Annotated in this window: 25 protein-coding genes; 12 read left to right on the top strand and 13 right to left on the bottom strand. The window is 53.2% G+C overall.

Features of this window, described 5'->3' with window-relative positions; all coding sequences use genetic code 11:
- Positions 1-161: 161 nt before the first annotated feature.
- From RHP47_RS02165 to aroB, 3 genes are read left to right on the top strand one after another with little or no spacing between them, the layout of a single operon-like run.
- A complete protein-coding gene (locus RHP47_RS02165) occupies positions 162-2,762 on the top strand; it encodes a glycogen/starch/alpha-glucan phosphorylase (RefSeq protein WP_310840926.1) in 2,601 nt (866 codons plus the stop codon).
- A 56-nt stretch (positions 2,763-2,818) separates the two neighbouring features.
- Complete coding sequence (locus tag RHP47_RS02160; RefSeq protein ID WP_310840924.1) at positions 2,819-4,084, top strand: AmpG family muropeptide MFS transporter; 1,266 nt, start codon at positions 2,819-2,821, stop codon at positions 4,082-4,084.
- A 46-nt stretch (positions 4,085-4,130) separates the two neighbouring features.
- Entirely contained in the window at positions 4,131-5,237 is a 1,107-nt protein-coding gene (gene aroB / locus RHP47_RS02155; RefSeq protein ID WP_149817740.1) for a 3-dehydroquinate synthase, read from the top strand.
- Here aroB and RHP47_RS02150 read toward each other — a convergent pair.
- Positions 5,234-5,467: a hypothetical protein gene (locus RHP47_RS02150; protein WP_149817738.1), complete on the bottom strand. Its 234-nt coding sequence runs from the start codon at positions 5,465-5,467 to the stop codon at positions 5,234-5,236. The genes aroB and RHP47_RS02150 overlap by 4 nt on opposite strands.
- A 258-nt stretch (positions 5,468-5,725) precedes the next feature.
- Here RHP47_RS02150 and RHP47_RS02145 point away from each other — a divergent pair, with 258 nt between their 5' ends.
- Positions 5,726-6,160 (top strand): hypothetical protein, encoded by a 435-nt coding sequence (locus tag RHP47_RS02145; RefSeq protein ID WP_149817736.1) that lies wholly within the window; start codon positions 5,726-5,728, stop codon positions 6,158-6,160.
- Here the strand turns inward: RHP47_RS02145 and nusB are convergent.
- The 9 genes from nusB to RHP47_RS02100 all read right to left on the bottom strand — a co-directional run bounded on the left by nusB (position 6,139) and on the right by RHP47_RS02100 (position 14,753).
- Entirely contained in the window at positions 6,139-6,777 is a 639-nt protein-coding gene (nusB, locus tag RHP47_RS02140) for a transcription antitermination factor NusB (protein WP_149817734.1), read from the bottom strand. The genes RHP47_RS02145 and nusB overlap by 22 nt on opposite strands.
- Before the next feature lie 24 nt (positions 6,778-6,801).
- The gene (locus RHP47_RS02135) at positions 6,802-7,473 is read right to left on the bottom strand and encodes a DUF502 domain-containing protein (protein WP_149817733.1); all 672 of its coding nucleotides are present in this window, start codon (positions 7,471-7,473) and stop codon (positions 6,802-6,804) included.
- Between the two features lie 33 nt (positions 7,474-7,506).
- Complete coding sequence (locus RHP47_RS02130) at positions 7,507-8,616, bottom strand: M48 family metallopeptidase (RefSeq protein ID WP_286626393.1); 1,110 nt, start codon at positions 8,614-8,616, stop codon at positions 7,507-7,509.
- 43 nt (positions 8,617-8,659) lie between these two features.
- Positions 8,660-9,793: a molecular chaperone DnaJ gene (dnaJ, locus tag RHP47_RS02125; protein WP_286626392.1), complete on the bottom strand. Its 1,134-nt coding sequence runs from the start codon at positions 9,791-9,793 to the stop codon at positions 8,660-8,662.
- A gap of 17 nt (positions 9,794-9,810) precedes the next feature.
- Positions 9,811-11,766 (bottom strand): molecular chaperone DnaK, encoded by a 1,956-nt coding sequence (gene dnaK / locus RHP47_RS02120; protein ID WP_286627154.1) that lies wholly within the window; start codon positions 11,764-11,766, stop codon positions 9,811-9,813.
- A gap of 169 nt (positions 11,767-11,935) precedes the next feature.
- A complete protein-coding gene (locus tag RHP47_RS02115; RefSeq protein ID WP_149817726.1) occupies positions 11,936-12,475 on the bottom strand; it encodes a DUF2854 domain-containing protein in 540 nt (179 codons plus the stop codon).
- A 13-nt stretch (positions 12,476-12,488) separates the two neighbouring features.
- Positions 12,489-12,980: a YajQ family cyclic di-GMP-binding protein gene (locus tag RHP47_RS02110; RefSeq protein WP_149817724.1), complete on the bottom strand. Its 492-nt coding sequence runs from the start codon at positions 12,978-12,980 to the stop codon at positions 12,489-12,491.
- 2 nt (positions 12,981-12,982) lie between these two features.
- Entirely contained in the window at positions 12,983-14,269 is a 1,287-nt protein-coding gene (locus RHP47_RS02105; protein WP_310840921.1) for an ABC transporter substrate-binding protein, read from the bottom strand.
- Between the two features lie 142 nt (positions 14,270-14,411).
- Positions 14,412-14,753, bottom strand: a complete 342-nt coding sequence (locus RHP47_RS02100) for a hypothetical protein (protein WP_190278164.1) — start codon at positions 14,751-14,753, stop codon at positions 14,412-14,414.
- Positions 14,754-14,943: 190 nt separating this feature from the next.
- On the opposite strand from RHP47_RS02100, the gene petB reads away from it, so the two are divergent.
- Positions 14,944-15,591 carry a cytochrome b6 gene (petB, locus tag RHP47_RS02095; protein WP_011056639.1) on the top strand — a complete coding sequence of 216 codons (648 nt, stop codon included), beginning with the start codon at positions 14,944-14,946 and terminating at the stop codon, positions 15,589-15,591.
- A gap of 106 nt (positions 15,592-15,697) precedes the next feature.
- Positions 15,698-16,183, top strand: coding sequence for a cytochrome b6-f complex subunit IV (petD, locus tag RHP47_RS02090; protein WP_011056640.1), 486 nt, complete (start codon positions 15,698-15,700; stop codon positions 16,181-16,183).
- Positions 16,184-16,240: 57 nt separating this feature from the next.
- Here petD and RHP47_RS02085 read toward each other — a convergent pair whose 3' ends face one another.
- The gene (locus tag RHP47_RS02085; protein ID WP_149817720.1) at positions 16,241-16,771 is read right to left on the bottom strand and encodes an NYN domain-containing protein; all 531 of its coding nucleotides are present in this window, start codon (positions 16,769-16,771) and stop codon (positions 16,241-16,243) included.
- A gap of 397 nt (positions 16,772-17,168) precedes the next feature.
- Positions 17,169-17,642 carry a hypothetical protein gene (locus RHP47_RS02080; protein WP_149817717.1) on the bottom strand — a complete coding sequence of 158 codons (474 nt, stop codon included), beginning with the start codon at positions 17,640-17,642 and terminating at the stop codon, positions 17,169-17,171.
- Positions 17,643-17,817: 175 nt separating this feature from the next.
- Here RHP47_RS02080 and RHP47_RS02075 point away from each other — a divergent pair, with 175 nt between their 5' ends.
- The 6 genes from RHP47_RS02075 to RHP47_RS02050 all read left to right on the top strand — a co-directional run bounded on the left by RHP47_RS02075 (position 17,818) and on the right by RHP47_RS02050 (position 22,782).
- Positions 17,818-19,269: an ATP-dependent DNA helicase RecQ gene (locus RHP47_RS02075; protein ID WP_286626386.1), complete on the top strand. Its 1,452-nt coding sequence runs from the start codon at positions 17,818-17,820 to the stop codon at positions 19,267-19,269.
- Between the two features lie 120 nt (positions 19,270-19,389).
- A complete protein-coding gene (locus RHP47_RS02070; RefSeq protein WP_190278163.1) occupies positions 19,390-20,088 on the top strand; it encodes an FxLYD domain-containing protein in 699 nt (232 codons plus the stop codon).
- 35 nt (positions 20,089-20,123) lie between these two features.
- Positions 20,124-20,909, top strand: a complete 786-nt coding sequence (locus tag RHP47_RS02065; RefSeq protein WP_286626385.1) for an HAD family hydrolase — start codon at positions 20,124-20,126, stop codon at positions 20,907-20,909.
- Positions 20,910-20,974: 65 nt separating this feature from the next.
- The gene (locus RHP47_RS02060) at positions 20,975-21,256 is read left to right on the top strand and encodes a hypothetical protein (RefSeq protein WP_149817711.1); all 282 of its coding nucleotides are present in this window, start codon (positions 20,975-20,977) and stop codon (positions 21,254-21,256) included.
- 150 nt (positions 21,257-21,406) lie between these two features.
- Positions 21,407-21,973, top strand: coding sequence for a DUF2808 domain-containing protein (locus RHP47_RS02055; RefSeq protein ID WP_149817709.1), 567 nt, complete (start codon positions 21,407-21,409; stop codon positions 21,971-21,973).
- A gap of 122 nt (positions 21,974-22,095) precedes the next feature.
- Positions 22,096-22,782 (top strand): lysophospholipid acyltransferase family protein, encoded by a 687-nt coding sequence (locus RHP47_RS02050; RefSeq protein ID WP_310840919.1) that lies wholly within the window; start codon positions 22,096-22,098, stop codon positions 22,780-22,782.
- A gap of 6 nt (positions 22,783-22,788) precedes the next feature.
- Here RHP47_RS02050 and RHP47_RS02045 read toward each other — a convergent pair whose 3' ends face one another.
- Positions 22,789-24,162, bottom strand: a complete 1,374-nt coding sequence (locus RHP47_RS02045; RefSeq protein ID WP_310840918.1) for a 1-acyl-sn-glycerol-3-phosphate acyltransferase — start codon at positions 24,160-24,162, stop codon at positions 22,789-22,791.
- Positions 24,163-24,179 lie beyond the last annotated feature (17 nt).

The following is a 24,179-nucleotide window of genomic DNA, read 5'->3' as shown; positions in this document are numbered from 1 at the left end:
ATTGTCCAAGGGATTGGATCACTCTTTGAGAAGATTAAAAAAATGTAAAGGCAGATAAATCAATTATTAAAATTCCCGCAGCGGTAATCTAATGTACATTTCACAAATCTGTATTAGCCTTAAGTTAAGTTATTTCCGATTCCTTCAGAGCCACAGGTTGCATGAATAGTTCCTCCACTCCTAACGGTCATCCTGTTTATTCAGTTTCCCACACCAACCCTGCTGCCAACGACGAACACTGCGATTTGTATATCGAGAGCGATCGCACAGGGATGACAGTGCAAACCCTGAAGCGCGCCTTTGTGGATAACCTGCACTACATCCAAGGCAAGGATGCCATGTTTGCCACGCCCTACGATTACTTCATGGCACTGGCCTACACGGTGCGCGATCGCCTGCTGCATCGACGGATTAAGACCGCCCAAACCTATTTTGAGCAGGATGCGAAGGTGGTCTATTACCTGTCGGCAGAGTTTCTCATTGGTCGCTTGCTCCTGAATAACCTGATTAACGTCGGCCTCTATGAGCAAACCAAACAGGCCATGACCGACTTTGGCTTAGATCTCAATGAACTCATGGATCGCGAACCTGAACCAGGCTTAGGAAATGGCGGCCTAGGACGGTTGGCGGCTTGTTTCCTCGACTCCTTAGCCACCCTCGAAATTCCCGCTGTTGGCTACGGCATTCGCTACGAGTATGGAATTTTCGAGCAAATCATCACCAATGGCTGGCAGCACGAAGTCCCCGACAACTGGCTGCGCTTTGGCAACCCTTGGGAGATTGCCCGGCCCGACTACAATGTCGAAGTTAAGTTTGGCGGCCACACCGAAGCCTACACCGATGTCCAAGGGCACTACCGGGTGCGGTGGGTTCCTAGCACTACCGTTTTTGGCACGCCCTACGATACGCCAATTCCAGGCTATGGCAAAAATACGGTGAATACGCTCCGTCTGTGGAGTGCTCGTGCAGCGCAGGACTTTAACCTTCAGGTGTTCAACGCCGGTGACTACACCCAAGCGGTCTCGGAAAAAACCTTTAGTGAGAATATCTCGAAGGTTCTTTACCCCAACGACAACACTCCCCAAGGCAAGGAGCTGCGCCTGCGGCAACAGTATTTCTTTGTCTCCTGTTCGTTGCAGGACATTATTCGCCTTTACCTGCGGCGGCACACCAGCTTTGATGCCTTCCCCGACAAAGTAGCCATTCAGCTCAACGATACCCACCCTGCCATTGGTGTGGCTGAACTGATGCGATTGCTGGTGGATGAGTACCAACTCCCGTGGGAAAAAGCGTGGGACATTACCCAGCGCACTTTTGCCTACACCAACCATACCCTGCTGGCGGAAGCCCTTGAACGCTGGTCGGTGGAACTTTTTGCGCAACTACTGCCGCGCCACCTTGAAATTATTTACGAGATTAACTACCGCTTCCTCAACGAGATTCGCCAACGCTATCCCGGCAACATTGCCCGCTTAGCACGCATGTCCTTGATTGAGGAAGGTCATCCCAAGCAGGTGCGCATGGCGCATTTGGCCTGTGTCGGCAGCCATACGGTCAACGGGGTCGCCGAACTGCACACAGAGCTGATCAAGCAGGAGCTGATGCGGGACTTCTACGAGATGTACCCCAACAAGTTCCAGAACAAAACCAATGGCATTACCCCCCGCCGTTGGCTATTGATGAGTAATCCCCGCTTGGCCAGCCTGATTACCGAAACACTGAAGAGCGATCGCTGGATTACCCACCTTGAAGACCTGCGCGGCCTAGAACCCTACGCCACGGATCCCGCCTTTCAGGCCAAGTGGCAGCAAATCAAGCAAGCCAACAAAGAACGCCTAGCGGAGTACATCTGGCGCCACAACCAGATTGAAGTGGATCCCTATTCCCTGTTTGACATTCAAGTGAAGCGGATCCATGAGTACAAGCGGCAGCACTTGGCGGTGCTCCACATTATTACCCTCTACGAACAAATCAAGGCCAACCCCAACATTGACATTCAGCCGCGCACATTTATTTTTGGCGGCAAGGCAGCCCCCGGCTACTTCATGGCCAAGATGATCATCAAGCTGATCAATGCGGTGGGGGATATGGTCAACCATGATCGGGATGTCAATGGCCGTCTGCGGGTCGTGTTCCTCAGTAACTATTCCGTTTCCCTTGGGGAAATGACCTATCCTGCGGCTGATCTTTCAGAGCAGATCTCCACCGCTGGTAAGGAGGCCTCCGGCACCGGCAACATGAAATTTGCCCTCAATGGCGCCCTGACGATTGGTACTCTGGATGGGGCAAATGTGGAAATTCGCCAAGAGGTGGGGGCAGAGAACTTCTTCCTCTTTGGTCTGACGGCGCAAGAGGTAATGAGCCTGAAAGCTGAGGGCTACAATCCCTGCGAGTACTACAACAGCAACCCAATGCTCAAGAAAGTGATTGACAGCCTGATTTCCGACTACTTCAATCCACGTGAGCCGGGGCTATTTGAACCGATTGTCAGTTCCCTGCTCAACGAAGATCCCTATATGCTGTTGGCGGACTACCAATCCTATGTGGACTGTCAGCAACGGGTTGCCCAAGCCTTCCGCGAGAAGAGCCACTGGACACAGATGTCTATTCTCAATGTGGCGCGCATGGGCAAATTCTCTAGCGATCGCACGATTGCGGAGTATTGCAAAGACATCTGGCACGTCAAACCCGTCCCCGTTTCCCTAGATACCTGTCGGCCCGCTTTTCGCCCCAGCCGCATCAGTCAAGCCAGTAGTCTTTAGGTGACTGCCCCTTTTGCTCTACACTAGGGCAAGTCTCAAGCAGGGGAACGACATGAATGGCGGGAATCGGCGCAGCTCTACGGGTGTTTCAAAGTCGCAAAATGGCGGCCCTGCTCTTGTTGGGCTTTTCCTCAGGGTTGCCCCTGTTTCTCACCAGCCGAACACTGCAGGCATGGATGACCGTTGAGGGCATTGACTTGACCGCTATTGGTTTCTTTAGCCTCGTGGGGTTGCCCTACTCACTGAAGTTTCTCTGGTCACCCTTGCTAGATCGCTATACAATTCCCTTTTTGGGACGGCGGCGGGGCTGGTTACTGCTCATTCAGGTGCTCCTCTTGGGGGCGATCGCCCTAATGGCGGTACAGGATCCCAGTACGAGCCTGCGGCTGTTGGCAGTGAATGCCTTCGCCATTGCTTTTTTGAGCGCCAGCCAAGATATTGCGGTGGATGCCTACCGTGCCGATGTCCTAGAACCCCTTGAAATGGGGGCGGGTGCGGGTATTTACGTCCTTGGCTATCGCATTGCGCTCTTGGTCACGGGTTCCCTAGCCCTGATTCTTGCCGATCAACTGCCTTGGCCCGTGGTTTACGTCCTGATGGCGCTGCTGATGCTCGTGGGCATGGTCACGACCCTTTGGGCACCGGAACCCGAAGTCCATCCCCCGGCTCCTCCTTCATTGGCGCAAGCCGTGATTCGCCCCTTCCTTGATTTTTTCCAGCGCTACGGCTGGGGAACAGGGCTGATTATTCTGCTCTTTATCTGCCTCTACCGCTTGGGGGATGCCCTCACAGGGAACATGATGACCCCTTTCCTGTTGCAGCAGGGCTTTAGCCAAACCCAAATTGGTGCGGTGCAAGGGGGGGTCGGGCTGATTGCCACCATTGTTGGTGCCCTTGCCGGCGGGGCGGCCATCAGTCAAATCGGTATTCACCGTGCTCTTTGGATCATGGGGGGATTGCAAGCTTCTAGCAATGTCTCCTACTTTGTTTTGGCCAATGCCGGTGCCAATCCAACGGTGATGGTGGCCGCCATTAGTATTGATAACTTCTGTGCCGGACTGGCGATCGCGGCTCTAACGGCTCTTTTAATGAGCCTGTGCAACCCTCAATTTAGTGCAACACAGTATGCCCTGCTCTCCAGTTTGTTTGCCTTTAGTCGGGATGTGTTGGCAGCGCCCGCGGGTAAAGCGGCAGAGATCATGGGCTGGCCGCTCTTTTTTCTCTTTACGATTGGTGCTGCCCTACCGGCACTTCTCCTCCTGCCGTTTTTTGCCCCTTGGCAAGCGAAGCCAGCCTTTCCCCGCCCCGGCAGTGATGACTGAAAATACTTAAAGATACTTAATGTAGTTGTCCCCAGCAAATCCAACAATGACGACGCTGATTCCCGTTCCCCTTGGTGAGCACGCCTACCGCATTGCCATTGGTGTCAACACACGGCGGCAGTTGCCTGCACTGTTGGCCGAATATACGCCGTTGACGCCGAAAGCACCCGCCCTCATCGTTTCCAATCCGCAAATTTGGCAGCACTACGGCACGGATGTGCAAGAGGCATTAACGCAAGCAGGCTGGCAGGTCACCCCCTGTATTCTGCCAGCAGGGGAACGCTACAAAACCCTCAGAACCGTCGAAAAGATCTATGATGCGGCCCTGAGTCAGCGTTTAGAGCGGGGTTCCACCCTCTTTGCCCTTGGCGGTGGCGTCATTGGCGACATGACTGGCTTTGCAGCGGCCACTTGGCTGCGGGGGATTGCCGTGGTTCAGATTCCCACCAGTCTCTTGGCGATGGTGGATGCGGCGATTGGCGGGAAAACAGGGGTGAACCATCCCCAGGGCAAAAATCTCATCGGTGCCTTTCATCAACCCCGTCTTGTGGTCATTGATCCCGATGTTTTGGCAACCCTGCCCCCCAGAGAATTCCGGGCTGGTATGGCAGAGGTGATTAAGTATGGTGTGATTTGGGATACTGAGCTGTTTGATTTGTTGAGTCAGCTGCCGCGCTTGGATCGCATGGCTGCTTTGCCTACTGAGCAGTTGCTCCAAATTCTGCAGCGTTCCTGCCAAGTGAAGGTGGATGTGGTCAGCAAGGATGAGCGCGAAGCCGGACTGCGGGCCATTTTGAATTACGGGCACACCATTGGCCATGCCCTTGAAAGTATGGGCAACTATCGTCTTTTGAATCACGGCGAGGCTGTGGCCATTGGCATGATTGCCGCTGGAGAACTGGCGGTGGCCTTGGGGTATTGGTCAGTAGAAGCCGCCGCCGCCCAACGGGCATTGATTCTCAAAGCAAAACTACCGACAACGATCCCGCCTCACTTTGATGTCGAGGGACTGCTGGCACTCCTCCAGCATGACAAGAAGGTTCAGGCACAACAGGTGCGGTTTATTCTCCCCACTGCCATTGGCCATGTGGACATTTTTGATCAGGTGCCGACCGAACTGATTCGGGAGACGCTTCATCGCCTCCAAGCCTAGCTAGGGGGCGCAGTATCTAGCAGCGCTTTTTTGGTTGCTTTCAGTTCTTTCCAAAGGCGTTTAATTTGCTCATAGGCTTCCTGAGGGGAAAGCTTGCCACTGTTTTCCAGACCGGAAATGTAGCTCACTTGGGTCGCAAACTCCTGTAAGTTGGCATCAAATAAAAAGTTTTCGGGTGTAAACTCACCGTGGTAACGGCTGTGGGGATGTAAAAATTCGTATTTATTCATTGCTTACCTATCCTTTTTTCTCAGGGGTTAACCTATTCTTAACTTCATTTTAACCGTTTTCTCTCGGATAACCGTAGCTGCCGTAACAAAACGGTGATCTCGCTGGTGGCAAAACGGCGCTTTGTTAACAACTATGGGCAAAAAATTAAGCATTATTAACTTTGATTGATCAAATAAAGGAGACTTATCACACTACATATACGAGAGTGATCCCTTGCGATCGCTAGATATCAATGCTGTGATTTAGGAAATGGATAAATGATGCACGGACTCTCCTTGGCTCCCCGTTATCGCTTAGATGATGTTGATCCTTGGCTTCTGGGAATTGATCCCAGCCGTCATTATTGGCTGCAAGTCAATGGGGATCCCCAGCAGCGGGTGGCCATTCCGGGGGTCTGTGTCCAGAGCATCTCGGAACTACGGGAGATTATGGATGCGGTGCGATCGCTCCTACCGGGGCAGCAGTTGCAAATTCAGCGAGCAGCCACCTGTTTAGAAATTCACTGCGTGGCTGAAAATCTGCTGGCGATCGCCCACCATGTTGACGGTGCCCCTGTTTGGCATCTTTTTGATCGCGAAACCCTCGAAAGTTTAGTGATGAGTGCCCATCCCCACTGGCAATGTCGGCCTGAGGATGTGGAGTTGGGGCGGCAGCAATTGTGGCAGTCGTTTCAGTTACCAGTGGCCGCCTGAGCCGTGTCAAGGGCTTCACTGATCCGCCGCAGCACACCATTGATAAAGCGATGACTACCTTGGTCGCTGTAGCGTTTGGCCAGTTCGATCGCTTCGTTGATGGCCACTGGCTTGGCCACGTCAAGATAGCGCATCTCTGCGACGGCCATTTCAATAATGGCGCGATCTAAGTGTGTCAGTCGCTCCAGTTGCCAATCCACCATTGAGCGATTCACCAGTTCTTGAATCTCCGTTTGGTGTCGCTGCAAACAGCGCAGTAGGGCGATCGCGTAGGCTTGAACTTCCTCTTGATGGGCAAAGTAGAGAATTTCGGGTAAATCGAGGGCAGCACCTATTTTGTTCAAGCCCTTTTCCGCCCGATTGAGGGCATCTTGAAGCACCATCTGTGCCTTTTTGAGGTGGGGCAACTGAAACTCGCTATGGTTGAGCAGTCGCTGACTTTCACTGAGTTCAGTGCCGGCCTGTTCGAGGGTATCGCGCACATCACTCGCCAGCGTCCGTACCGCCATCAGGATCAAGCTGCGGCAGTCACTTTCATCGAGCAGTTTCGGTTGGCGTAACACTTGAGCGGCACTGAGCAACGCCAATTCACGGGCAACACGACGAGCAGTAATCATGGGTAAATCCTCAAAAACGAGTTCTTAACGCAACGACGCAGGGGCGGGGGGCAGGGTCGAGGTCGGAACTGATCCCGGTGTGACAATCCCCCCGGAAATAATCAGCTTAAAGGCATCCTCGATCGAAATATCCAAATCTCGCACATCCCGCTCACTGGCAATCACATACCAACCGGTGGTGGGGTTAGGCGATGAGGGGATAAATAGACTCAACATTGGCTCGGAAAAAACCGTTTGCAATGAACCATTAATCGTGCCAGTGACAAAGGCCACGGCCCACAGACCCGGCCGCGGGTATTCTACGAGCACTACTCGGCGAAAGCGATCGCGCGAGTCCCGCAGAATCGTCTCTAGGAGTTGTTGCAGCACTTTATAAATAGTGCCCGCCAAGGGGATGCGCTTGAGAATGCTCTCACCTGTGTTCAACAGCCACTGGCCAAAGATATTGCGTGCCATCAAGCCAATGAGCAAGATCCCTGTTAAGGGCACAACAATCCCCACCGCCACATTGAGCAGATCCACCAACAGGGGGTGCCATGTTTTGAAGGGGTTCACCTGCTTAGGAATACGGGTGAGGAGATCCAAGACCCAACTGGAAACAGAAATCGATAGCCAAATCGTTGTTGCCAGCGGGATCACCACCAGCAGACCAGCAATGAGATCATTTTTAATTGCTTGTTGGAGTCGGTGCAGCACAGATACTCGCACGAGCAGACTTCTGTTTCTAGCTTAGCGGTTGCTGCCACTGCGGTCACGGTGAAAGGCCAAACTGCTGTAGAGCATGAAGGCGGCATCCCAAGGACTTTCCTCACGGCGAAAGAGGTTAATGTGGGGGGGAATTTTACTCAGGAGTTCCGTAAAGTCCAAGGCGGTTTCGGCAAAACTGGTAAAGTCTTGCCACACGGGGCGATCGCCACAGTGCTGCTGCCACAGACTCGATAACTGCCGCCACTTCACCCATGAGGTATTTTGATCCAAATCCAAATCACTCTGGATCACCTCTGCCACTTGATTGAGGGGAATCCCTTGGTGAAACTGGTAACCGCCGCGATAAAAGCGCAGGATTTGATTTTGCTGAAAGAGGTGGAGATCACAGCACTGGGCATGATCCTGAATTTGTTCTTTGCGGGTAACTTTTCCTTGGCGATCGCGATCGAACACCTGCTCAAAAATCGGCAGCAACCCCTCTACCCGCTGGCTCACCTGCGACCAAGTAAACGTTAACGCCACTGGCTCTGGCGAGAGCGAAGTGGTACACACCACACGCGGCTGTGGCTCCAAGGCCACAAAATAACGCACCTGCAAGACGGGTGTGGCTGTCAGTGCCTCAAAGGGGACACAAAAGAGGGTAAACCCCTGCTGTTTCAGTTCTTGGCAATAGACCCTGAGTTCCGCAAAATTGCCCGTGCGGATCAAACGCCAGCCCCGCGACGGAATCAACAGTCGCGCCGTGTAGGGGTCAATCTTAAACATGGTGGCCAAAAGACGGGCGAGGATCGTCCGCTGCTCAGAGCCAGCCACCCCCTCCAAAACCAGAACGCCCTGCTGCTCGACTCCCACCACGGCATGGGTTGCTAAAATGGCCTGTTGCCGCTGCTGTTGGCGAATTTGCTCAATTTTTTCGAGGCCACGCCGAGCCATTTGCGTCAGCTTGGGGCCACAGTTCAGCCGCAGTAATTGGCGAAAGTCTGACTCCGCCTCCTCTAGCCGCTCTGTCTTGAGATAGAGTTGACCTCGGCACAGGAGGACACGGGGATCCTCAGGAGGCAAGGTGGCCAGCAATTTTTCTGCCTGTTGAAAATTTCCTTGATCCAGTGCTGTCAAAACCTCAGTCAGCATGGCCGGCGCCCCCAACGGTTTTTTCTATTTTAGGCAACACGCCCTAACCACCAAACAAGCTGCCGAGGAAGCCCTCTAGACCGCCTTTGCCCATACGCTCGCCGCGAATCTTGGCCAATTTCTCCAGCAGTTCTCGCTCTTCATGGGTGATATGGGTGGGAATTTCGACATCAACGGTAATGAGGTGATCGCCCCGCGCCACAGGATTGCCCACACGGGGGACGCCTCGGCCTTCTAGGATGAACACCGTACCGGGTTGGGTGCCTGCGGGAATCTTCAGTTCTGCTTCGCCATCCACGGTACTCACGGGAATCCGACAGCCCAGAATCGCTTGCAGGTAGCTAATTTTAATCCGCGATAGGATGTTGTTGCCTTCGCGCTGAAACTCGGGATCGGGTTCGACAAAAAGATAGACGTAGAGATCGCCGGGAGGGCCTCCGCGCAGACCGGCATCCCCTTCCCCTGAGACCCGCAGCCGGGTGCCATTATCCACCCCCGCAGGAATCGTAATTTTCAGCTTTTTACTGACTTGGATGTGGCCTTGGCCGCCACAGGACTCACAGCGAGATTCAATCACTTCCCCCGAACCGCCACAGGTTGGACAGGTGGTCAATTGGGTAAAACTGCCGAAGGGAGTGCGTGCCGATCGCCGCACTTGACCGATGCCACCACAGGTACTACAAGTGACTGGCCGTGTGCCGGGTTTGGCCCCTGTGCCTTGACAGGTTTTACAGGTTTCCAAATGATTAATGCGAATTTCCTTCTCACCGCCAAAAACAGCTTCGCGAAATTCTAGTTTGAGGTCATAGCGCAGATCTTCACCGCGGGTTGGCCCCTGTGACCGCCGCCCACTGCTGGTAAATCCACCAAATCCACCCCCAAAGAAGGTTTCAAAAATATCGGCGAAGCCGCCCATGTCACCAATGCCAAAGTCACTGAAGCCAGCAGCCCCGACGCCACTGACCCCGGCTTCACCAAAGCGATCGTAGTTGGCTCGCGCTTGGGGATCCGAGAGCACCTCGTAGGCGCGGTTGATTTCCTTGAACTTTTCTTCAGCGCCCGGTTCTTTATTGACATCGGGGTGATACTTGCGAGCCAAGCGCCGATAGGCTCGTTTTAATTCTTCAGCATCCGCAGAGCGTGAGACACCTAAGATGTCATAGAAATCACGAGCCATAGCCACCGTTACCTAAATTAATCAACCGCTTCATAATCTGAAACAACTGTTTCTTCATTATCGCTGATTATTGTGGCCTCACTATCTAAAACTTGAGTGGCTTGGGAACTAATCGTAGCACCCCCCATTGTCGGGGTTGAGGTCATCATGGAACCGCCTGCGGTTTGTTGATACACCACCGTTCCCAAGGTCACCAAGGCCTGCTGCAGGGCTTCCATCCGCTTGCGAATTTCATCGGGAGTAATATTGTCATCCACCATTGCTGCCTGCATACTCTGAACCACCGGCTCAATCCGTGCCCGTAGATCGGGAGTTAATGTGATGCCATGGTTTTTGATGGTTGATTCATAGCTGTACAGCAGGGCATCGGCTTGGTTGCGCAATTCGGCAATCTCTTTCTTGATTTGGTCGGCTTGGGCATAAATCGTTGCCTCTTGGCGCATGCGCTCGATTTCCATAGTGCTGAGGCCACCGCGATTGGTAATGCGCACACTTTGCTGGCGACCGGTGGCGCGATCGACGGCAGACACACTCAGGATACCGTTGGCATCAATATCAAATGTGACATCAATTTGCGGCACACCCCGAGGGGCGGGAGTAATGCCGGTGAGTTCAAAGCAGGCCAGTTGTTTATTGTCTTTTGCCATCGGGCGCTCCCCTTGATAGACAGCAATTTCCACGACCGTTTGGCCATCGGTAGCCGTGGAAAAGGTCTGCGTCTTACTGGTGGGGAGGGTGGTATTGCGTTCGATAATTTTGGTAAAGACACCGCCCAGGGTTTCCAACCCCAAAGAGAGGGGCGTGACATCCAGCAGCAGGAGATCTTTGACCGTTGTTTCCTTGCCCAGAATGCCCCCTTGAATAGCTGCCCCGACAGCAACGGCTTCATCAGGGTTGACGGAGCGATCGGGATTTTTGCCACAGAATTGCTTCACTAACTCCTGAATCGCAGGAATACGAGTAGACCCACCGACGAGTAAGACGCGGTCAATATCCTGAACAGTCAGACCCGCATCGGCGATCGCCTGCTGCATGGGTTCGAGGGTGGCCTGAACCAAGTGGGCGCAGAGTTCCTCAAACTTACTGCGGGTGAGTTCCATTTCAAGGTGCTTAGGCCCCGTTTCATCAGCCGTAATGAAGGGCAGGTTAATGGAAGTGCTCAGGGTTCCCGACAGCTCAACCTTGGCTTTTTCGGCGGCTTCCCGCAGGCGTTGCAGTGCCATTTTATCTTTCGAGAGATCGATCCCCTCCTGCTCCTTAAAACAGGCCAAGAGCCAATCAAGAATACATTCGTCAAAATTATCGCCCCCTAGGTGGTTATTCCCCGCTGTGGAGCGCACCTCAAAGACGCCATCCCCTAGTTGCAGAATCGAGACATCAAAGGTGCCCCCGCCCAAGTCAAAAACCAAAATGGTTTGATCTTGATCCTGCTTGTCGATGCCGTAGGCCAAGGAGGCTGCCGTTGGCTCGTTGATAATGCGCATTACCTCAAGGCCGGCGATCGCCCCCGCATCTTTGGTGGCTTGGCGTTGCGCATCACTAAAATAGGCTGGCACAGTAATGACGGCTTGGGTCACGGGTTCCCCCAGATAGGCTTCCGCATCCTGCTTCAGCTTTTGCAGGATCATGGCGGAAATTTCTTGGGGGGTATAGGTGCGATCGCGAATCTGCACATCCACCATGCCATCGCGACCCGGCACACAGGTATAGGGCACGCGCGCCCGTTCTTCAGCGGTTTCCTCCCAGCGGCGACCAATAAACCGCTTGATACTGAAAATCGTGTTCTCGGCATTGGTGACCGCTTGCCGTTTCGCCAGTTGACCCACCAACCGTTCGCCCGATTTGCCAAAGGCAACAATACTAGGGGTGGTGCGCCCGCCCTCTGCACTGGGAATTACGACGGGATTCCCCCCTTCTAAGACTGCCACACAACTATTGGTGGTTCCAAGGTCAATGCCAATGACTTTACCCATAGCCGTAATCGCCGTTTCCAAAAATGCGTTGTTAGGAGGAGACTGCTTGCAAAAAAGTCTTACTCTTTAGGCTAGAATGCCGCAATGATGATGCTATCGTAACACCTGAATTCAAGGCAAAACGGTTTACCAATCATCTTAGTCAACTGGAACAGGGTTGACCACAGCCTTACTCGCGCATGAGTGCCACCGCCACACGGTTGTTTCCCTGATCCATAATACTTACCCGAATATTGGGGCCAAAGAATGTCTGCATCTTGGCTTGCTTCGATTGCCACACCTCAAGGGGAACCGCCGGGGAGTCAAATTCTAAAATTAATGTATAGGCACCGTCCGTTAAGGTCTCGGCGATCGCCACTAAGACAGGACGCTCAGCATCCGAGGGACTCAAGCCTAAAGTGGCCAATGTGCTATCTAGGTGTGCTTCTTGGCCATAACGATAGCGGGTGACATCCTTACGGATTTGGGTTTGGGTGGGGGTTGCTTGGGCACGGCCAGCGATCGCCTCTGGGGTCGGGGCTTCACGATAGGGCACCGGCTTGAGTTCCGCCGCTTTGAGTGCCAAGCCGCCCAAGAGTAGGGGCACACCGTAGAAAAAGCCCGCTAGATTCAAGGTGGCATTCCCCGTGGCATAGGCCACCACTCCCACCACCGTCAGCAGTGAACCGACAATTAACCCCAACGTTCCCAGCGATACAGACCCCAACATGACCCTTGAACCACTAACGGTAATTTGTAAATTGTAATGGCACGGGGTAATCCTCAGTTTTCAGGCGTTGGATCACCGCTTGTAGATCATCCTTTGATTTGGCACTGACCCGTACCACATCCCCTTGGATCGAGACCTGCACCTTCTTAAATTCATTGCGGATGAGTTTGCTAATTTCCTTGGCCAGTTCTGAAGGGATGCCACGGCGCAACTTGATCAGTTGTTTCACCCGTTGACCACCCGCTGCTTCCACAGGCCCATAGTCAAAAATTTTCAGAGACAACTGCCGCTTCGCCGCCTTCTGTTGCAGAATCGTTTGCACTGAATTGAGCGTAAATTCACTATTGGTGTGAATCGTCAGTCCCTCTTTGGTTAATTCAAGGGTGGTCTGGGTATCCTTGAGGTCATAGCGGGCTTTGATCTCTCGCTCCGTTTGATCCACTGCATTGACCAGCTCCTGCCAGTCAAAGTCACTCACAATATCAAAGGAAAAGGTGCTTGCCATGCCTAGGGTTTTTGGGGATTCACTTGACCAATTACCTTTAATTTACCGTCATCCGTGACCTGCCAAATGTCGTACACCCCCACAACATCGCCATTTTCATCAATATCGACATTGCCACTAGCGCCTTGGTAGTTAATTTCTTTGCCTTCCCGCAGCAGCGCTAGGGCAGCGCACACATCATCCACTGCTTCGCCCGGAGGGTTAGCCACCTCTCGCACTTTGCTGCGAATCCCTTCACCCGTATTTTGTCCTGCGGCTTGTGCAGCCAGTACAAGGAGCGCGGCGGCATCCCAAGCTTGGGCACCAAAGGCCGGCAGATCGCTCCCTTTTTTAGCACGCCACAGTTCTCGCAGGCGACTCAGGGCTTGACCATCGGCGCCGGGAACCGTTCCCTTGGCACCGGCAATAATATATTTGCCATCGGGAGTACGGCCCACTTGCTCAGGGAAACTTTCGGACTTGACACCATCGGTGAGGAGAATGGCCACGTTTTGGGTGAGACCTTGCTCAAAAGCGGATTTCAAAAGCAAGCTCCCTGTTTCGGGATACAAAATCGCCACTACCGCATCGGGCTTGCCGCCAAAGGCAGCAGCAGCTTCTGTCGTGAAGGTGGTTGCCCGCTCATCATAACGGGTCGGGCGGTCTTCATTGATCACTGTGCCCCCTAGGGCTTTGAAGGCGCGGGTAAATTCCTGCTCAAAGCTGCGGCCATAGTCATTGTTGATCACCACAGTGGCGACTCGTTGATACCCCTGTTCTTTGGCCAGTTGGGCAAGGGCTTGGGCTTGGTAATTGTCGGGGGGAGCAGTGCGTGCCCAATAGCCGTTAAAGTCTCCTTTTTTGGCGCGTTCAGTCAGGAGTGTACTCGTACTGCCGGGGGAAATTAGCATCACTTGACCCCGGGTGGCAATATCGGCGGCGGCATTGGAGACACTACTGCCAAAGGAACCAACGACTCCGGCAACTCGGTCAATCTCCACCAACTTCGTCATCGCTTCTGCCCCAGAGGCAGGATTGGATTGATCATCGGCAGCAATGAGCGTAACGGGCTGGCCATTAACACCACCACAGGCATTCACCGTTTCCACCAGCAGGGGGACAACTTCAGCTATAGGGGTTCCCACGGAGGCTAAGTCACCGGTTGAGGGCAATAATGAGCCAATGCGCAGTCCCTCACCCGTTGGGGTTGTGGTGGTGGTGTCCGCCTCGCAGGCACCAATGGTAAAGAGGAGAAGTAAGCCTGCAAAAACCTTGGCGGCTGCCCATCCGCTTGACGGTTTTTGACCCATAGTTGTACACCCTCGTAATTTGCCAGCATCCTACTGCAACTGGGGGCATCTTGCAATGCGCAGAGAGGATACCTTGCACAAAAAAAGGGGCATTCCCACATCAACAGCCCCTTTGCATCCAATGCTCTGTGGATGAGGTGTCCTAGGTAGAGGGACGAACTTGCCGCGCCATATTCAAGAAGGCAGCCATATTGGCTCCGGGACGACGCCGCGCAAACCGGGTGTAGGGAACACTGGGGGTGACAGGGGTCGGTGTGGGTGCTGCGGGAGCTGTGGCAACGGGTTGAGCGGGTTGAGGGGCAGTAGCAGGTTCAGGGGTCGGGGCAGGTTCTACCACTTTAGTAGGGGTTGGCGGTGCGGCAGGGGCCGCCGTGCTCTTATCTAATTCAATGTAAAACTCGCCCTTTTTGCCCAAACCAAAGAGTTTCGCGATCGCCCCCAATAGGCCAAAAATCGCACCAAAGAGTTTCTTCAACAGATTCATCTCAAAGCCTCCCAAGCGGTCGTTGTGAGTAAGGTAGCAGAGGAGACAGCCCCAAGTCAGCATCCTGAAGCTGTTGAGACTTTATTATCGGACGGTGGGTGGCAGCAATCAACTGAATATGGAAAGTCTGAGAGGGCATATGTTACATTTTTCAAAGTAAAGCAGCGGTTTCGCAGGACTAATCACTGTTATGAACAAAGTTTACGACTGGTTTGAGGAACGCCTCGAAATTCAGGCGATCGCTGACGACATCACCAGCAAGTATGTACCGCCCCACGTAAACATTTTTTACTGTCTGGGTGGCATTACCCTCACCTGTTTTTTAATCCAATTTGCCACGGGCTTTGCCATGACGTTTTACTACAAACCGACGGTGGCTGAAGCCTTTGCCTCTGTGCAGTACATCATGAATGAGGTCAACTTTGGCTGGTTGATCCGCTCCATTCACAAGTGGTCCGCCAGCATGATGGTCTTGATGATGATTCTGCATGTCTTCCGCGTCTATCTTACCGGTGGCTTCAAGAAACCCCGCGAACTCACTTGGGTGACGGGTGTGGTCTTGGCGGTGATTACCGTCAGCTTTGGTGTCACGGGCTACTCCCTGCCTTGGGATCAAGTGGGCTACTGGGCGGTCAAAATCGTTTCTGGTATCCCTGCGGCAATTCCCGTGGTGGGTGATCAACTGGTGGAACTGATGCGTGGTGGTGAAAGTGTCGGTCAAGCGACCCTCACTCGCTTCTATAGCTTGCACACCTTTGTGCTGCCTTGGTCGATCGCCGTCTTTATGCTGATGCACTTCCTGATGATTCGTAAGCAGGGCATTTCGGGTCCCCTGTAAGCCAAGCATCAAGAAATGTAACAGGGCCTGCTATTCTCGGCGGTTTCCCTTGTTATGCTCCAAGTAATCTCCCCCCTTGCTGACCCTCTAGGAGAACGATTGATTTATGGCAAAAGTTTTGAAAAAGCCTGATTTAACGAATCCGGCGCTGCGGGCAAAACTGAAAAAAGGCATGGGCCACAACTACTATGGCGAACCCGCTTGGCCCAATGACCTGCTCTATATCTTCCCCGTGGTGATTATGGGCACGATCGCCCTTGTGATCGGTCTAGCGGTGATGGATCCTGCCATGGTCGGTGAGCCAGCGGATCCCTTTGCCACCCCCTTGGAAATTTTGCCGGAGTGGTACCTCTATCCCACCTTCCAGATTTTCCGGGTGGTGCCCAACAAGCTGCTGGGGGTGCTCATGAATGCCTCCATTCCCTTGGGCTTGATGCTGATTCCTTTCATTGAAAGTGTCAACAAGTTCCAGAATCCTTTCCGTCGTCCTGTGGCCATGACGGTCTTCCTCTTTGGCACATTGGTGACGCTATGGCTGGGGATTGGTGCTGCTTTCCCCTTGGATAAGTCGCTGACTCTCGGCCTGTTCTAGGCATCTTAAGAAAACACTTCATTTGCTTGCGCATCTGGCGATCGCTGGATGCGCTTTTTAGTTGGGATTTTGCGAGTCAGTTTTTTCAATAAAAGGCCGAATTTCGTTCAAATCAATGTAGCGATCGGTGGCATTGCGCAGCTCACGGGCAATCATGCCTTCGGTGGAGACAACCGTAATGTGGGTGTTTTTGGAGCGCAGGAGTTCGATCGCCCGCTCAAAATCGCCATCGCCACTAAAGAGAACCACGCGATCGTACTGACCGACGGTGTTGAACATATCAATCACAATTTCAATGTCTAAATTGGCCTTTTGGTAATACTTGCCTAGGGTCTCGTCGTAATATTCCTTCAACAGTTTTGTGCGTACGGTATAGCCAAGGTTAATGAGGGCATCGCGAAACGAACGCTGATCTTGCATGTCCTTGAGGCCGGTGTACCAAAAGGCATTCACCAATACAATGTTGGGATCACGGGTGAAGAATTCGAGAACACGACGGGGATCAAAAAACCAGCCATTTTTCTGCTGGGCATAGAACATATTATTCCCATCGATAAAAATTGAGAGCCGTTCTTGATGGGTAAGCATAATTAGGGAGAACCTATAGATCAGTGATGTATGTGTAATAGAAGAACCGTTGATAGCAGCTTGAATAGGCGATGGGTTTTATACATTCTATAGGAGAGAATTTGACAGGATTCAAGAGAGCAAGAGCTAGTCCTTCAACAGGTAACAAGATAAAAAGAAGGTAAAAGGAAATATACGATAAGTTTTGCGATCGCTCGTAATCAGAAAAATAAAAGTTCGCTAATGGTTCAGTGGGAACACTTTTAAGAAAAAGAAAACATTTATTAATGCTTTTTAACCACTGCAATCTATTTTAATAGAACTGCATAGCGGATGCTATAGTTTTTTCCTTGGCGATCGCCCCTTAAACACCAAAAAAGGGGGCAGTGCCCCCAATCCTTCATGTTGTTCACTGCGTTTAATACAGGGCACGTACCGGCGGAGCTGGCATCACCGCTGGGGGGGGTGGGGGGGTCAAGAAGGGCGGTTGCGGTGGTGGTAAGGGAGACTCCACCATCAAGTTACAGGGGAAGGGAGTACCATACATTGAAGTGCAGAAGGGGCTATCGAGATCGCGGGTGCGAATCGGTGGTTGGTTGCTTTGCTGGTACCAAGCATCGGTGGAAAGGTAGTTGATCCGCCGTCCTCGATTCACGATATCATTATCGCGAAAAGTGGGAGCGCCAAATGTAAAAGCAGCATCTCCTGCGATCGAATCATCTTGCCAGTACCCCTGACTGCCATCAATACGCTCAAAAGCTTGGGGTAGGGTAGGTTGGCTAATGGGAAATTGTTGGGGATTGATGGGTTGGCGGCGGCTTTGGGCAGTTGCCGGAGCGACCACCGCTGCCAACATTGCCACGCACACCAGCGGCACAAATTTCATGCCCATAGGTTCATCTCCATAAGCGTTTTACACTTCGGCAACAGTGATAGGCCTAAAGGGTCTTAGGCATCCTAGGATTTCTTGCTTAAAATTATTCTAAATTCACTCCTCTTGCTGTTCCCAGAAGACTGTGCCGCTTTTTGCAACGCTGAGACTTCTCATCAAGGCTTAAGCCAGTGCAATGCCGGATGCCGATATAGATCTCATACAGGCCGCCCTACAACAATACTGGGGCTATTCTGAGTTGCGATCGCCTCAAGCAGAGGTGATGACGGCACTCTTACAACGGCGGGATGCCTTAATTGTCCTCCCTACTGGAGCGGGCAAAAGTCTCTGTTTTCAGTTGCCAGCAGTGCTGCAGGGCGGATTGACGCTAGTGATCTCGCCGCTGCTTGCCCTCATGGAAAATCAGATCACTGAATTGCGGCAACGGGGTCTGGCGGCCGCAGCCTATCATAGTGAACTGCCCAGCCGCCAACGCCGCCAGATTCTCTCGCACCTAAGGGACTACCGTTTGCTGTATCTTTCGCCGGAGTCCCTATTTTCCACCCCCCTTTGGCAGCACCTCTGTGCAGCACCGATTCAACTCAATGGCTTGATTGTGGATGAAGCCCATTGCCTTGTACAGTGGGGCGATCGCTTTCGACCTGTTTATCGTCGCTTGGGAACCGTGCGGCCTGCCCTGCGCCAATGTAAACCACTGCACCCGCGGCTGGCGATCGCTACCTTTACTGCCACTGCCGATCCCAAGACCCAGCGCACCCTCATTGAGGTTTTAGGTCTAGAGCAGCCTGTGCAGATCATTCACAGCCCCTATCGTGCCAATCTCCATTTAGCCGTACGCTCTGTGTGGAGTCGGGGGTATCGCCGCCATTGCCTCCAGCAATTTCTCAAGCAGCAGGGCAGAACCTCAGGCTTGATCTATGCCCGCACCCGCCGCGACTGTGAAACCCTTGCCACTTGGCTTCAGGAGCAGGGGCACCGCACCACCGCTTACCATGGCGGACTGCCGGCAGCACAGCGACGCCAAATCGAGAGCGATTGGTTGCAGGATAAGCTGCCCTTTGTGGTCTGTACCAATGCCTTTGGTATGGGGGTGAATAAACCCAATGTGCGTTGGATTTGCCACTATCAGCCACCCCTGCAACTCAGTGAATACCTCCAAGAGGTGGGACGCGCTGGGCGAGATGGCCAACCAGCACAGGCACTGGCCTTGGTGAGCGATCGCTGGGGTTTAGATTGCGAAGATCAACAGCGTTGGCACTTTTTTCAGCGCCAAAGTCAAGATACTTACAATCGCGCCATGGCACTTCAGACGCATCTGCCCCTCAGGGGTAATCTTCCGCAACTGCGACAACACTTTCCTGAGGTGGAATTGACCCTAGCATTACTGCATCAACAGGGGGCACTCCGCTGGCAAGACCCTTTTCACTATTGCCGTCAACCCTTAGCACAGGTGCCACCGCCGCCCAAAGACACTCAAGAACAGTTGATGCAAGAGTTTCTCTATCACCGCGGCTGCCGCTGGCAGTTTCTCCTCCAAGCCTTTGGTTTTGCCACTGAGGCAAGGGGATTGCGTTGTGGCCATTGCGATCGCTGTCGGCCTGCGAACCGCACCTGTAAAATACCGTAAATTCACAGATTTGTATCACTGGGACTTTGTGTACACTGGCACATAGAATGGCAGATTTACCATCAGTAAGCAAAGGTTGCCCAACAGTCATTCTGTTGCCACAAGGTAGGGGTTGCGGGCATGGGGCTACTACAAGTTGAGCAAATTCGTGAAATCCTTCAGGACGTTCTTTCAGAACATGCCGTTGTGGTTCAAGTCAATCAGTTTCGCAACCAATTAAACATTGTTTTGAATAAGCCCCCCGGCACCGTTGCCCACTATTCTGCCTTGGTGGATCTCCTCAAATCCCGCTTGGGACAGTTTCACCTCGACGATATTGCCCGCATTAAAATTATTGGCCGCATTCAAGGGTCGCCTAAACCCGATTGGGAAGAGGTGATTGATCTACGCCCCCCCAACCCAGCCCTAGCTGCCCCTGTGTATGCTTCCTCAGCTCCGTGGGTGGTGGCGATCGCCGCTGGGGTTGTGAGTTTACTAGTGATCTTTGGCTATCATCTCGGTCAGTGGCAGCAACAGCAACGCATGCAGCAGTTGATTGGCGGTACCCTTGCGCAACAAGGCGTCACCATGGCCGATTTTAAGTGGCACCTCGAGGGCGGTGCACCGTTTATTGTGGGCGTTCTGAAAAACTACAGTGAAGAGCACTTTCGCATGATTCAGGCGGATTTTGAACTCTTTGACAAGGCCGGGCAGCGGGTCGGTGCCGTTTCGGTACAGGTTTATGGCCTTGGTCCTGAGGAAACTTGGCACTTCCGTGAACCCGTGGGCAATCATCAGGCAGTGCGAGCACGACTGGTAAAATTACAGTCATTCCATTAAGTTTTCCCCTAAAAGGGGTAGAGTAAAAACCCTCTATGGCTCACCTCAAAGCCCTGATTTTTGACGTGGATGGCACCTTAGCGGACACTGAGCGGGACGGCCATCGCATTGCCTTCAATAAAGCCTTTGCTGCGGCAGGCCTAGATTGGGAGTGGGATATTCCCCTCTATGGTCAACTGCTGGCGGTGGCGGGGGGTAAGGAGCGGATGAAGTATTACCTTGATCGCTTTCGTCCCGATTGGCTACGTCCCCAAAATTTGGATGCCCTGATTGCCGACCTGCACAAGGCGAAGACCCGCTACTATACGGAGCTATTGGCAGAAGGGGCGATTCCCCTGCGGCCGGGGGTGAAACGGCTGCTCACTGAAGCCCGTGAAGCAGGATTACGTTTAGCGATCGCCACCACAACCACCCCTGCCAATGTCACCGCACTCCTTGAAAATGCCCTTGCTGCTGATGGCGTCAGTTGGTTTGAGGTGATTGCCGCTGGGGATGTGGTGCCCGCCAAGAAACCTGCGCCCGATATTTACTTCTACACCCTTGAAAAGATGCGCCTCTCGCCCCAAGAGTGCCTTGCCTTTGAGGATTCCGCCAATGGGATTCAGGCAGCCACCGCCAGTCGCCTAGCGACCATTATCACGATCACCGACTACACCAAGGATCATGATTTTCGGGATGCAGCGCTTGTCTTGGATTGCTTAGGGGAACCCGACTACCCCTTTCAAGTGATTCACGGTGAGGTGGGTTGGACGACCTATGTCGATGTGCCCCTATTGCGATCGCTCCACCAACAGTGGACAAGTACGTTGAGTCACCGATGATTTTCTGGCCACAGCGTTTTACAGTGAAGAATATACGAACCTAGCCTGAGTGATTAAAGAACGCAATGTACACGATTGATTTAATTCTGCGTCATGTCCCCATGCCCGTGAGCATTGAACGCAAGGAAAGTGCCGCAGCGACAGCAGCCTATCAGCAAATTCAGCAGGCGATGGCCAGTGGCACCCCGACTGTCCTCGAACTGACGTGCGATCGCCAAGTGGGCAAGAAGTTAACTGTCCTCACCTCAGAAATTGTGGCTGTGCAAATGGCTGATAAGGATGCTCCCTCCAGTGTGACTAGTCGTGGGGGATTCTTTGCCCAGCTCGTACAGCAAACCAGCAACTAAGGAAAAATCTCTCAACAAAGTTTAATTTTTCTTCGCAATGGTGATTCTTTGCCGTTAGGATACTAAGCAGACTGATCCGTAGGGGAACGTCTAGCGAATCCTCCCCGTCTGAAAGTCAGGTATCTGTGGTGTGTCGTAATAGGGTTGTCTATGGTGAAGCGTTTCCTACCGGTTCTGATTCTGTTGGGGTGTAGTCTTGGTCTTGTGACCCCTGCCCTTGTGCGAGCCCAAGCCAATCAGGGCTTTACGTTTACTTGGGGAGATGGCCCTAGTGGACGGCAGCAACTCCAATACCATCTAGAAAACGGCACCCCCGGTTTTATGGGCGATCGCTACTGGCTGCGCTTGGGTGAACAAAAAGTCGCGATTAATCGCATTAACATTACTTATCCCGATTACTACAATGGCATTATTGATCCTAGGGGTATCGAGGTGCGGGTAGGGGGCGATCGCGGGAATCGCTTTTTTCAATTCCGCCGTAATCTTGGCCAAAAAATTGAACTGGCGGAGGTGTCCCTTGACCGCGATAACCGCGTCATTGACATTGTGCCCGCAGAGGTCATTCCCGCAGGTACGCCAGTACAAGTTGTCTTGAACAATGTCCGCAATCCCAATCATGGCGGGATGTACTACTTCAATGCGCGCATTGGCTCCCCCGGCGATATTCCCCTGATGCGTTATATCGGGACTTGGATTCTGAGTATTGCCAATAACTAAGCCAATAACTCACTGGAACTCAATTTGCCAATTTGCGAACTGGTTCGCCATCCCTAGCCAGATTCGGGCGATCGCCCTAGGCTAGTCCTTGTGTGTCACAGCCGGTTCACTCTTCACGCCTGATGCTAGATTCTGTCAAGTCCTCATTCCCCCACATTTCGCCTCTCCTCACTCCCCTGATGTACCGTCTGGTGGGGGATATTGTCCTGCGGCGCTATTTTCGTACCCTTGAGGTGCAAGGGCAGGAGCAGATACCCAAAAGGGGGCCTGTGATCTTGGCACCCACCCATCGTTCCCGTTGGGATGCGCTCATTATTCCCTATGTGACGGGACGGCGGGTGAGTGGACGCGACCTCTACTACATGGTCTCCCACGATGAAATGCTGGGACTGCAAGGCTGGGTGATTGGTCAGTGTGGTGGTTTTCCCGTCAATACCCAAGCGCCTTCGGTGAGTGCCTTGCGGACAGGTGTGGAACTTCTGCGGCAGGGACAGGCCTTGGTGGTCTTTCCTGAGGGCAATATCTTTCGCGATCGCCAGATTCATCCCCTAAAGCCGGGCTTGGCGCGTTTAGCCCTTCAGGCAGCTCAGCGCTGTGAACAGGCAATTAAGATTGTGCCGATTTTACTGGACTATGCTCAGCCCTATCCCCGCTGGCAGAGTGATGTCAAAGTGGCTATTGGTGCCCCCTTGAGTACGGACAATTACGATTTAACCCGCCCCAAACATACTGCTCCCCAGCTGACCCGCGATCTGTTTAGGGCACTGCAGCAGCTTCAGGAGGGGCGATCGCTCCTGTGCTTGGCTTGAATCCCTCTAAGAATCCGTAGGCACAATCAAGGCTTCAAATTGTTGGCGAATCTGATCAGTGACTTCCTTGACGGCCTGCCGTGCCCCTTGGCGATCGCGCCGATACAGCGGCCAATAGCTCTCTAAATTGAGGGGGTCTCCGACACTGAGGCGCACTTGGCGCAGACCCACCAAGCGATTCACATTTGGGCTTTTTCCCTCGAGCCAATCAAACGTCCGCCAGAGAATCAGTGCCACATCGGCAAAGCGATCAATCGTGAATTTCTCACGGATATAGCTACCCGTAATCGAGGTAAATCGCTCCGCAAGGCGCATATGACGTAATCGCACATTGGCTTCCTCGGCCAACCAATTCGCTAGGCAGCGCTCAACGGACGAGAGCTGGTCTAAATCCCCCCGAAACATGCGCTCCCATGCCGCTTGCTCAATCCGCCGACACCGGCTTATAAAGTCTTCACTGGCCTTAAGACCAAAGTAGGACTCTGCCACTACAAGGGCACTGTTGAGGAGTCGCTGAATCCGTGCTGCCAATTCGGCATTGGGGGAGTCAAAGGGGGGCAGCTCTGGAAAGACTTGGCGGTAGGACGTGGCATAAAAGGTCTCTAGGCGATCCAGTAGGTGCATCGCCAAATTGAGCAGGCGGCGGTAGAGGTCCTGCGGTTCGGTACTCTGAGAATTGGTGGGGCAGCCAAGGCGGTTCTCCAGTTGAGTCATCAGCATGGCCATGCGTTCCCAAGAGGGCTGACTGAGGCTGTACTGAATGCCAACGGGGAGAATGACCACAGGGAGCGATCGCCCCGCCTTGGCCAAATCTTCCAGACACCAAAATCCCAGTTGTGCCACGCCCGGCTCTAAAGGTGCCACCAGTTCATTGTGTTCATTCGTTGCCCCCTCCGGCGCTGCTGCTAGGGGAAATCGTCCCTCCAAGAGTAACTCCCGTGCCGATCGCAGGGCTTGGCTATCGAGCTTGCCGCGCATGATGGAAATCCCCCCCAACCGTGAAAAGAGCCAACCAATTTGCTCCCCTGCCCAGAGGGGAATTCCGCGATCGTAGAGAAAATAACCATTTGTCGGTGGTTGCAGCCGAATCCCCAGTCGCTGAGCGGTCTGGGGCAACAGATGCCACATCAGGTAGCCCATCACCAAAGGATCATCCGTACAAGGATGGCGAAAGGCAATCAGCAGCCGTACCTGCCCCCGTTGAAACTGTTCGTAATAACGGGCAAGGGTCTCGACATTCACCCCTTCCACCCGATTGAGACCAAGGCCGTAGCGGATGTAGAGGGGCAGGAGTCGTGCCGCCGTCCACCAAACTGGATAGCTAAACCGCTGGGGGAGAAAATCCAACGGGGGTTGGGCAGTCGCAACCACACTGGACATGACACAAACTCCTCAGA

Source organism: Thermosynechococcus sp. QKsg1 (genome assembly GCF_031586415.1).
Taxonomy (GTDB): Bacteria; Cyanobacteriota; Cyanobacteriia; order Thermosynechococcales; family Thermosynechococcaceae; genus Thermosynechococcus.
The sequence above is the reverse complement of the archived record's forward strand: the minus strand, read 5'-3'. Positions and strand labels throughout refer to the sequence as shown.

What these genes read in the sequence shown, in the direction of transcription:
- RHP47_RS02165 (WP_310840926.1), top strand. Translation starts at nt 162, where the DNA reads ATGAATAGTTCCTCCACTCCTAACGGTCATCCTGTTTATTCAGTTTCC.
- RHP47_RS02160 (WP_310840924.1), top strand. Translation starts at nt 2,819, where the DNA reads ATGGCGGGAATCGGCGCAGCTCTACGGGTGTTTCAAAGTCGCAAAATG.
- aroB (WP_149817740.1), top strand. Translation starts at nt 4,131, where the DNA reads ATGACGACGCTGATTCCCGTTCCCCTTGGTGAGCACGCCTACCGCATT.
- RHP47_RS02150 (WP_149817738.1), bottom strand. Translation starts at nt 5,467, where the DNA reads ATGAATAAATACGAATTTTTACATCCCCACAGCCGTTACCACGGTGAG.
- RHP47_RS02145 (WP_149817736.1), top strand. Translation starts at nt 5,726, where the DNA reads ATGATGCACGGACTCTCCTTGGCTCCCCGTTATCGCTTAGATGATGTT.
- nusB (WP_149817734.1), bottom strand. Translation starts at nt 6,777, where the DNA reads ATGATTACTGCTCGTCGTGTTGCCCGTGAATTGGCGTTGCTCAGTGCC.
- RHP47_RS02130 (WP_286626393.1), bottom strand. Translation starts at nt 8,616, where the DNA reads ATGCTGACTGAGGTTTTGACAGCACTGGATCAAGGAAATTTTCAACAG.
- dnaJ (WP_286626392.1), bottom strand. Translation starts at nt 9,793, where the DNA reads ATGGCTCGTGATTTCTATGACATCTTAGGTGTCTCACGCTCTGCGGAT.
- dnaK (WP_286627154.1), bottom strand. Translation starts at nt 11,766, where the DNA reads ATGGGTAAAGTCATTGGCATTGACCTTGGAACCACCAATAGTTGTGTG.
- RHP47_RS02115 (WP_149817726.1), bottom strand. Translation starts at nt 12,475, where the DNA reads ATGTTGGGGTCTGTATCGCTGGGAACGTTGGGGTTAATTGTCGGTTCA.
- RHP47_RS02110 (WP_149817724.1), bottom strand. Translation starts at nt 12,980, where the DNA reads ATGGCAAGCACCTTTTCCTTTGATATTGTGAGTGACTTTGACTGGCAG.
- RHP47_RS02105 (WP_310840921.1), bottom strand. Translation starts at nt 14,269, where the DNA reads ATGGGTCAAAAACCGTCAAGCGGATGGGCAGCCGCCAAGGTTTTTGCA.
- RHP47_RS02100 (WP_190278164.1), bottom strand. Translation starts at nt 14,753, where the DNA reads ATGAATCTGTTGAAGAAACTCTTTGGTGCGATTTTTGGCCTATTGGGG.
- petB (WP_011056639.1), top strand. Translation starts at nt 14,944, where the DNA reads ATGAACAAAGTTTACGACTGGTTTGAGGAACGCCTCGAAATTCAGGCG.
- petD (WP_011056640.1), top strand. Translation starts at nt 15,698, where the DNA reads ATGGCAAAAGTTTTGAAAAAGCCTGATTTAACGAATCCGGCGCTGCGG.
- RHP47_RS02085 (WP_149817720.1), bottom strand. Translation starts at nt 16,771, where the DNA reads ATGCTTACCCATCAAGAACGGCTCTCAATTTTTATCGATGGGAATAAT.
- RHP47_RS02080 (WP_149817717.1), bottom strand. Translation starts at nt 17,642, where the DNA reads ATGGGCATGAAATTTGTGCCGCTGGTGTGCGTGGCAATGTTGGCAGCG.
- RHP47_RS02075 (WP_286626386.1), top strand. Translation starts at nt 17,818, where the DNA reads ATGCCGGATGCCGATATAGATCTCATACAGGCCGCCCTACAACAATAC.
- RHP47_RS02070 (WP_190278163.1), top strand. Translation starts at nt 19,390, where the DNA reads ATGGGGCTACTACAAGTTGAGCAAATTCGTGAAATCCTTCAGGACGTT.
- RHP47_RS02065 (WP_286626385.1), top strand. Translation starts at nt 20,124, where the DNA reads ATGGCTCACCTCAAAGCCCTGATTTTTGACGTGGATGGCACCTTAGCG.
- RHP47_RS02060 (WP_149817711.1), top strand. Translation starts at nt 20,975, where the DNA reads ATGTACACGATTGATTTAATTCTGCGTCATGTCCCCATGCCCGTGAGC.
- RHP47_RS02055 (WP_149817709.1), top strand. Translation starts at nt 21,407, where the DNA reads ATGGTGAAGCGTTTCCTACCGGTTCTGATTCTGTTGGGGTGTAGTCTT.
- RHP47_RS02050 (WP_310840919.1), top strand. Translation starts at nt 22,096, where the DNA reads ATGCTAGATTCTGTCAAGTCCTCATTCCCCCACATTTCGCCTCTCCTC.
- RHP47_RS02045 (WP_310840918.1), bottom strand. Translation starts at nt 24,162, where the DNA reads ATGTCCAGTGTGGTTGCGACTGCCCAACCCCCGTTGGATTTTCTCCCC.